The sequence below is a fragment of the Pseudogracilibacillus sp. SE30717A genome, from assembly GCF_037071985.1.
Classification (GTDB): Bacteria; Bacillota; Bacilli; order Bacillales; family Amphibacillaceae; genus Pseudogracilibacillus.
Window position 1 is genome coordinate 1 of record NZ_JAXHDF010000020.1, and the last position, 8808, is coordinate 8808.

8 protein-coding genes and 1 tRNA gene are annotated in these 8808 nt (G+C 36.2%); 5 read left to right on the forward strand and 4 right to left on the reverse strand.

Features of this window, described 5'->3' with window-relative positions; genetic code table 11:
- Positions 1 to 505 precede the first annotated feature (505 nt).
- Positions 506 to 1162: an NAD(P)-dependent oxidoreductase gene (locus SPD48_RS19805; protein ID WP_336259878.1), complete on the reverse strand. Its 657-nt coding sequence runs from the start codon at positions 1160 to 1162 to the stop codon at positions 506 to 508.
- A 98-nt stretch (positions 1163 to 1260) separates the two neighbouring features.
- A complete protein-coding gene (locus SPD48_RS19810; RefSeq protein ID WP_336259879.1) occupies positions 1261 to 2445 on the reverse strand; it encodes an MFS transporter in 1185 nt (394 codons plus the stop codon).
- Between the two features lie 226 nt (positions 2446 to 2671).
- Between SPD48_RS19810 and SPD48_RS19815 the strand changes: the two genes are divergently transcribed.
- On the forward strand, positions 2672 to 3007 hold the full coding sequence (locus SPD48_RS19815) for a MerR family transcriptional regulator (RefSeq protein ID WP_336259880.1): 336 nt from the start codon (positions 2672 to 2674) through the stop codon (positions 3005 to 3007).
- Positions 3008 to 3402: 395 nt separating this feature from the next.
- Here SPD48_RS19815 and SPD48_RS19820 read toward each other — a convergent pair whose 3' ends face one another.
- Positions 3403 to 3813, reverse strand: coding sequence for a VOC family protein (locus tag SPD48_RS19820; protein ID WP_336259881.1), 411 nt, complete (start codon positions 3811 to 3813; stop codon positions 3403 to 3405).
- Between the two features lie 59 nt (positions 3814 to 3872).
- A complete protein-coding gene (gene pdxR / locus SPD48_RS19825) occupies positions 3873 to 5303 on the reverse strand; it encodes a MocR-like pyridoxine biosynthesis transcription factor PdxR (protein WP_336259882.1) in 1431 nt (476 codons plus the stop codon).
- Between the two features lie 240 nt (positions 5304 to 5543).
- Here pdxR and glyA point away from each other — a divergent pair, with 240 nt between their 5' ends.
- The 4 genes from glyA (at position 5544) to SPD48_RS19845 (ending at position 8635) form a co-directional block, all read left to right on the forward strand.
- Complete coding sequence (gene glyA / locus SPD48_RS19830; protein WP_336259885.1) at positions 5544 to 6788, forward strand: serine hydroxymethyltransferase; 1245 nt, start codon at positions 5544 to 5546, stop codon at positions 6786 to 6788.
- A 394-nt stretch (positions 6789 to 7182) separates the two neighbouring features.
- Positions 7183 to 7419: a thioredoxin family protein gene (locus SPD48_RS19835; RefSeq protein ID WP_336259883.1), complete on the forward strand. Its 237-nt coding sequence runs from the start codon at positions 7183 to 7185 to the stop codon at positions 7417 to 7419.
- Between the two features lie 365 nt (positions 7420 to 7784).
- Positions 7785 to 7856: transfer RNA gene (locus SPD48_RS19840), tRNA-Cys, on the forward strand.
- Positions 7857 to 7891: 35 nt separating this feature from the next.
- Positions 7892 to 8635 (forward strand): YggS family pyridoxal phosphate-dependent enzyme, encoded by a 744-nt coding sequence (locus tag SPD48_RS19845; RefSeq protein ID WP_336259884.1) that lies wholly within the window; start codon positions 7892 to 7894, stop codon positions 8633 to 8635.
- Positions 8636 to 8808 lie beyond the last annotated feature (173 nt).

The following is an 8808-nucleotide window of genomic DNA, read 5'->3' on the forward strand; positions in this document are numbered from 1 at the left end:
TATTGTGTAAAAGCAATATTCCTTTTTTATTTTCTTATTTATTTTGAAGTCACTGTTTATCTAAGTTTTTTTATATTAACCCCTTTGATACGGATGATGCTTGTTGTACATTCATTGAGGAACATTCGTATTAAAGGGGTTTTATTTATAATTCAATTCTGTTCATGTTTTTACAAATTGGTATAATTCAGGTCATCATTTATTCGACTGATCAGTATTAAACAAACGTAACTACTACTTTTGAGACGATTACAAAAAGATCACACTTGAAAGCTCGTATAAAAGTGTGATCCATGATTTAAATTTGCGTGGGATGGATTAATGTTTTAAATATCGGTTGCTTGTCTAAATAAGAACGAATTTGTGGGACATACATAACCTTTAACAAATTTTATAAGATACCAAAGATTTAAGATATTTTTTAAAGAAAAAGAAAGCCCAACTGAATATAAGACAGTTGGGTGAAAGTTAATAAGTATTGACTTTAATATCAATGTTTTAATTCTTAATCGACACCTGCAATGAGATGTACACCTTTCCATCGTTCTCTTATCGCATCACACACAGCTGTTGCAAAATCTTCATAACTGATACTTTTCTTCAAAAACTCCATTTCGTCATTTGAGGCTTCCCAACGTTTATAAGTTCCAACACGCAGTCCTTCAGGAATATAGGCTGGTGGTGGAATTAAGTAAGACCACGATGCTTGAGGCAATTCTTCTAGATAATCACGTAGCTCAGCGTGTGCTATACCTCTAGGCAATGTTCGTTTAGGAAAAGCAGGATCTTGCCAAAATCGCTGGTCATGAAATGTGTGTAAAGATCCAGCACCACCCACCGTTATTATTAAACGCCTCTCTATATCCTCAACGCTTTCCCGAATCCGCTTGTCAAGTGTGACCAATGCCGTCCGAGGAATATTCCCTCGGAGTCTAATCGCATTCACAATAATATCAGCCTCGGATGTTGCCTTACGAAGGCTCAAGATGTTGTCTATATCTACAATCGTAGTCTGAACAGGGTGTTTAGTCTTTGGAAGCCTAGACGAATCACTTACATCTCGTATGGCTGCTGTCATCTTAATATGCTCATGCTCTAATAATTGTCTGAGAATCGAATTTCCTGTGCGTCCAGTCGCTCCTAAAAGTAATAAACGTGTCATTGATAATCAGCTCCTCAAAGTTTGTGATAATTTATTTTTTCTGATCTGTGTCTTTAATCAAACTAAAAATTTCAAGAACAGCGAAATCATCTTATTTACTATCTACCGTTTGTTATAAAAAACGAAATGATCAATCCAATTCCGAGTATTAACGTTAATAATAAAAAAGCAATCATATAACTTTCTGTTTTTAATAAAAATACCGCTACGATTGGGCCAAGACTCGTTCCAATAAACAGGATAAAGGCATATAAAGAGACTGCTGCACCATGGTTTTTCCCGCCAAGATGACCTACTAAGGAAATCAGAGTTGGTACGGTAATAGCAATGCCTGCAACAAATACCACACTCATAGTTACTAATAAAAAGAGATTAGTACTTACCCCAACAATAAAGATACCTATCACTCCTACCGCAAGCCCACCATGCAAAACGGTAAGTAAGTTATATTTATTGGCCAATTTGCCTGCAAAAGGGGCAACTAACATCCCGATGATTCCAACCATGCGAACATATAAGATTCCGTCTTCATTCAGGGAAAATGTTTCCGTTAAATAGTCTCCAAGTACCGTATAGAAAGCAACAAATGAAAGCAATAAGGTGATCGCAATGCTGTAAGCTTGAATCAAACTTTTATCGGTCAAAAGCGTTTGAAATTGTTGAAACATTGTCTTTAATTTGTTATTTGCTTGTTGTATGTCAATCTTGGGAAGAAGTAATAGAACTAAAACAGCAGTTATTAAATAAATCGAAGCGGAATAATAAAAAACGCTTTGCCATCCAAACTGTTGACTGATATAACTACTGAATATTTGCCCTGCAATGGCAGAAATTAAGAAACTGGAGCTAATAAATCCGATCGTTGTCACTCTTTTTTGAGCCGGAAATTTATCTACTACATAGGCAATGGCAACAGGTGCAAAACTGGCTGCGGCGAATCCTTGAATAGAACGTAAAGCAATTACCCAAGATAAGTTGCTAAAAGTAGGGACTGCAAGTGTACTAATGGTCAGCATTAATAGACCAGTAAACATAACTTGTTTTCTTCCAAAGCGATCAGATAATGGACCGGAGAATAAAGACCCAGCAGCATAACATAAAGAGAACGCACTTCCTGTCCACGCAACATTAGTAATACTTGTATGAAAAACTTCACTGAATATGGACATTAAAGGAATGGTTAAATAATTACTTGCAACCACCACTAAACCGCACCAAAATAAAATAATAGTTAGTACATTATAGTTCTGGTGTAAAGGTGTATTTTCTTTACTTAACTCCATAACAAACCTCCTAATGAATTTTTTTTACCTCCATTGTAATTATGTTAAACAAATTGTAGTTTAGTTACAAAAATAAGTCAATAGGTAATTTGTAGATTAGCTGCTTTTATTGTAGAATAGTTACAAGTAACAGCGTAAATAAGTTTTTTTAAAAAAGAGAAAACCAACATAAAAGAAATAAAATAAATAGGAAATTAGTTCTGAAAATAAGATAGGAGAGTGCTATATGAATGAAAAAGATCAAAATCTAAAAGCTCTGCTGGACGTTGATTTGTTGAAAAAGCTAGTGGTTGGAATCGGTGAGGTATCCAAAATCACTGGAATTCCGACTCGTAAAATTCGTTATTGGGAAGAAAAAGGAGCCATTCAATCTGAGTCCGGTGCAGAAGGTTCTACGAGAAGGTATAATTATTTAAATGTGAAAAAGATGCTCCTTATTCAAGAAATGATAGATGAGGGTTTTACCTTGGATGCAGCGATTAAAAAGGTGGAAAAACGGATGGTTACGTTAAATGAAGCATTTCGTAAGTTGGCGGATACTGTGCAGGATACAGATGAGTAATGGGAGATAGCCAGATTAGTTTTGTTTATCTGCTATATGTTAGATCACGATTTGCATAGCTTCGTCTTTACCTTTGTTTACAGCTAAAATAATTAGATACAGTAATAAGCCATGCTCGTTATTATCTGTATTGATATTAATTTCCGCACGCTATCCGTCTGTACTGAACAGTACTGTGTGGAAGTAGTTAACCAAATTCCAAAAGTTGAAAGAAATAATATAGAATGACGGTGATGCGCTTTTCTTCTGGAAAAATAATCAATAAAAAAACAGCCAACTGTTTAAAGTTAACTGCTTCTTTCGCTTACTTCAATATTAATCTTTACATGGCATTTTTTTATTAGACTAATCTTAGAAAATCGCGTCCGTTTATGGAAGATAGTACACAATTAAAATTATGGTGTATTCTTTGTAAGAATTTGAAATTGGACACCAAATTTATCTGTTAGGTTAGCAAAGGCGGGACTAAAAGTTGTTTCTGAAAGGGCGTAATTTACGTTTCCACCTATCTTTAAACCTTCATAAATTCTCTTAGATTCCTCAACATCACTTGTTTCGATACAAATTGTAAGTAGATTTCCTGATCTTATAGTCGAACCAGCTGAATCAGAAATCATTAGCCTTGATTCACCAATTTTCAATAAGGAAAATGCGACATGATCCTTTATGTCTTCGGATACCTGTTCTGGCATATCACTGAATTTAGATAGTGTAAGCTCTTCTGCTTCCAATACACGTTTATAAAATTGAATAGCTTCTTGCGCATTTCCTGGCATAACTAAAAAAGGAATTAGTTGTTTAGTCATTCTTATTTACCTCCTAATGTTCGCTAAAATTGTATTAAACTTTATTCTAAAATCTAGTACTATAAAATCATCTCCGCAAGACGATAAATACCTTCTTCAATCGTTGCTTCATCTACTTTAGCAAAGCCAAGCACCCATCCTTTTCGATCGCTGCGTATACAATAAGTACTAAGCGGATAAACTCGTATCCCGCTTTCGAGTGCTTGGTACGTCACGGCTTCTTCATCAAACGATTCTTCGGCTTCAAGAAGCATATGCAATCCAGTTTCTGTACCACTTAGTTTGAAACGTTTACTTAGCCCAGACTCGATGATAGCTCTCGTCATGGCTTCGTGTCTACGACGATATATATTTCTTATTCTCCTCATATGTCGCATAAAATGACCATGTTCGATAAAGTGAGCAAGTGTCAATTGCTCCATAATCGGAAGATGGCGATAGGTTAATGCTTGTACTTGAGCAAGTTGACGAATGGCTTCTTTTGGACCAATGATTGCCGATATTCGAATACCAGGAGCAACCATTTTTGAAAAACTCATCATATATAATGTGTTTTGAGGTTGCTGACTAAACAAGGTTGGAAGTGGACCACCGCGATATCTGAATTCACCATCATAATCGTCCTCAATGATCCAAAATTGATTTTGAACAGCCATGTGTACCAATTTTTGCCTACGGGGTTCAGACATAATGACTCCAACTGCGCATTGGTGTGAAGGAGTAACAAAGACAAGTTTGGATTGTGGATGAATACAATCTACTTGTAGTCCGTACTCGTCAACAGGGACTGGGACAACATTCATGGATCGATATTTCATCGTCATCCAAGCAGCAGGGAAACCAGGATCTTCAACGGAAACTGTTTCTCCTTCTAGTAATAGGGCTTGGGCGATCAAATCTATGCTATGCTGCGCGCCCGAAGTTAATATAATTTGGTCGATATCCACGTGAACTCCCCGTTCGAATTTCAAGTAACGCTGAATTTGCTCACGTAGTGGCACGAAGCCATTAGCATTACCGTACCCCCAACTGGCTAGGTCTGCTTTTGATGATGCCTGTAAGAACGATTGTCTCCAATTTTTTTGAAATTGCTCGTCCAAATATGGCTCATGAGGACAGAAATCGATTTCTACGTTTTGATTTTCTTTGCCTTGAAACCAGCTGTGCAACTGATCGACTGCATCGTTTAATAAAGGTAATTTTGGCGTAGAAGGTCCTTGAGATATAACATCTTTTGAAGTTCTGCTTTTATAGCCCCATTCACTTACCCTTGTTCCACCACGTCGATTTGTCACAGTGTACCCACGACTGAATAATTCCTCATAAACAATTTGTATCGTTGATCGCGACACACCGACTAACAAAGCAAGCTCTCGAGAGGGAGGGAGTAACTCACCCGGAGGCCATTTTCCTGTCGTAATATTATGAATTGCTTGATCAAGTAGTTGCTGCCATATGGGACTTTTATCTTCACGGTTAACCTTTAGCATTTCCTTCACTCCAAGATGATTTGTATGCATAATATGGATTGCTTGATAATAAATATATGGATGTTTTAATACAATCCATTGGTTGATATACTATCACATAAATAGTTGCCTTTACAACACGACAGCTTTAGATACTAGAGAATTTATATGTCTAATCATGAATCTATAGTAAAGCAAAATCATTTTATTTTTTATAAAGAGAATGAGGCAACGAATAAGGGAATAGAAAGGAATATTTTAATGAAGAACTTAAAACAAAAAGACAAAGTATTGGCTGGGGCTATTGAGCAAGAACTTTTCAGACAACAAAATAAAATAGAATTAATTGCATCAGAGAACTTTGTTAGTCAAGCTGTAATGGAGGCAACAGGTACTGTACTGACAAACAAGTATGCTGAAGGATATCCAGGAAGAAGGTATTATGGTGGGTGTGAATACGTAGATATTGTCGAGGAACTTGCCATTCAACGTGTTAAAAATCTTTTTGGTGCCGAGCATGCAAATGTTCAGCCTCACTCAGGTGCACAGGCAAATATGGCAGTTTATTTTGCTTCAGTAGAACCTGGAGATACGATTTTAGGGATGAATTTATCCCACGGCGGCCATCTTACACACGGTAGTCCAGTGAATTTTTCTGGAAAATACTACAATTTTGTCCCTTACGGTGTGGATGAACAAACAGGACATATTGACTATGATCAAGTGCGTAAACTTGCTCATAAACATCGGCCACGTATGATTGTTGCTGGTGGTAGCGCCTATCCACGGACAATCGAATTTAAGTTATTTGCTCAAATTGCAGCTGAAGTCGGGGCTATATTCTTTGTGGATATGGCGCATATTGCGGGAATTGTTGCTGCTGGATTACATCCTAACCCGCTACCGCATGCACACTTTGTTACGACGACAACACATAAAACATTGCGTGGACCAAGAGGTGGTATCATCATGTGTCGTGAATCATGGGCACAAGCAATTGATAAAGCGATATTCCCTGGAATACAAGGTGGCCCACTAATGAATATTATTGCAGCGAAAGCTGTTGCGCTAGGTGAGGCGTTGCAACCTGATTTCAAAACATATATTGAAAGAGTTCTTGAAAATGCAAAAGTATTGGCAGAGACATTAATGAGTGAAGGACTAAACGTCGTTTCGGGAGGAACAGACAATCATATGGTGTTGCTCGATCTGCGTAGTATTGGAATAACGGGAAAGGAAGCTGAAACAATGCTCGATGAAGTCGGGATTACGGCAAATAAAAACTCGATTCCTTACGATACGACAAGCCCGCTTGTAACAAGTGGAATTCGATTCGGAAGTCCTGCTATGACGACGAGGGGATTAGGGCCTAAGGAAATGAAAGAAATAGCCCATCTTATTGTACTTGTATTAAAAAATCAAAATTCCTCGAATGTTAAAGAGCAAGTTTTAAGAAAAGTACATGAAATAACGAATCAGTTTCCTTTTTACAAAGAATTTCAATAATTTGATGCTGTGTAAATTCGGAATGACATTTTTGAAAAACTTTACAATCTTTATGCCCAACTGACTTATGTTCAGCTGGGCATTTTTGTGTTTCTATTTTTTTAAAAAAACTGCTTCTATATTTTTCATTTAAGGTTATGGAAGGAGAAGTCATCACCCGCCTTTTTGGTTGCGAAGGGGAGTAATCATATTTAACATGTCTGAGCTAGAAATCAGTCAAAGACTCGATATTCTATTTTGTGACTTCTTCAATAGGAATAAGATTATACTATAATAAAGTCAATTGGTTTTACCTATGGAAATCATAGGTAAATTGGTATTGTTTACTGTTATTGCACCTTCTATACTTAATTTAAGTAGCAATGATACAAAAAAATATAGGAGATGATACTAAATGTCAAAAGCAATTTTTTATCACGCGGGTTGTCCAATTTGTGTAGAAGCGGAGCAAATGGTTCTTGATTATCTTGACAAATCAAAAACTACTACAGAAGTGGTGCATCTTGGCACAGACAAAAATCGTATTGAAGAAGCTGAAAAAATGGGAGTAAAATCTGTCCCAGCATTGGCGATCGATAATAATGTATATCATATCAACTTTGGTGCAAGTTTAGAGGATGTTAAGGGATAAATTCTAAAAGAAGGTGCTGTATGGGCACCTTTCCCTTTTTTAAAATAAGGGTAGAACTCGGACTTAGATCTGTTGTTTCGACTTTGTATCGGAAACTTGTTTAGGTTGTATTAATTTTAGCCCACATACCCACGATATAACTGCTACGCATTATTGTCAGTTAATACAAAAATATTTAACCAATGAAGTTTCACTTAAAGAGTGTCCTGAATATACAACTTTTTAATAATAGAAAGAAAAAACTGTTGAAACGAGTTTAGCTTAAGAAGTTAAATAGCTATTCTATAATAATAGTAAATAGCTATCATAATATAAAAATCATTTAAAGTGGGCAATATCGAATTTAAAGCAATATACTTACTTTTGGGAGTATAGCCAAAGTGGAAAGGCGAAGGTCTGCAAAACCTTATATTCTGGTTCGAATCCGGATACTCCCTTTTTACAAATTTCTTTTTAAGAAATGAGGAAGAAAATGAATTTCATGTGGATCGAGGACAACTTGAAGTTTATTAGAGAAAAAATAAATTTGACTTGTCAGTCTGTAGGTAGAAATCCTAAAGACGTAAAGTTACTTTTAGCAACGAAGACGGTACCAGCAGATAGAATTAAGCAAGCTTTAGATGCTGGGGAGACGTTAATTGGAGAAAATAAAGTTCAGGAATTACAAGAAAAGTATTCTTTACTTCAAAATGAAAATATGGAGTGGCACTTCATAGGTCATTTGCAAACAAATAAAGTGAAGCAAGTATTAAAGTATGTAACTTGTATACATTCAGTCGACCGCTTAAAGTTGGGGAAGGTATTACATAGGGAACTTACAAAAGAAAATAGAAAACTAGATATTCTTGTACAGGTTAACACATCGTATGAAGAAAGCAAATTTGGAGTTACCCCAGAGGAAACTTTGAATTTGATAGAACAACTTTGTGAATTTGATACTTTAAATATTAAAGGATTAATGACAATTGGAAAGCTTACTACTGATGATAAAGAAACTAGAGAATGTTTTCGTCTTCTAAAGTCAATTCAGCAACAGGTTATTGATCAAAATTATCCTAGGGTTAACATGGATATACTTTCGATGGGTATGTCAGGTGATCTTGAGATAGCAGTGGAGGAAGGCGCAACGCTCGTACGGGTAGGAACTGCAATATTTGGAGAAAGAGAGTACCCCGACAGTTATTATTGGAACGAACTATTAAGTATGAGAGATTAATTTATTAAGTAGTTAAGTATCTAATGTCCGAACAAATAGAGCTTCCAAGATGCCACTCTCGTTGTTAAGAATAACAACGAGATTTTTTTGTATTTTTGAAAACCCCTGGCTATGCCGGGGGTTCCGTAGAGCTTATAGCGTGGTATCAAAAAAAGCCTCACTTCGTGCTAAGA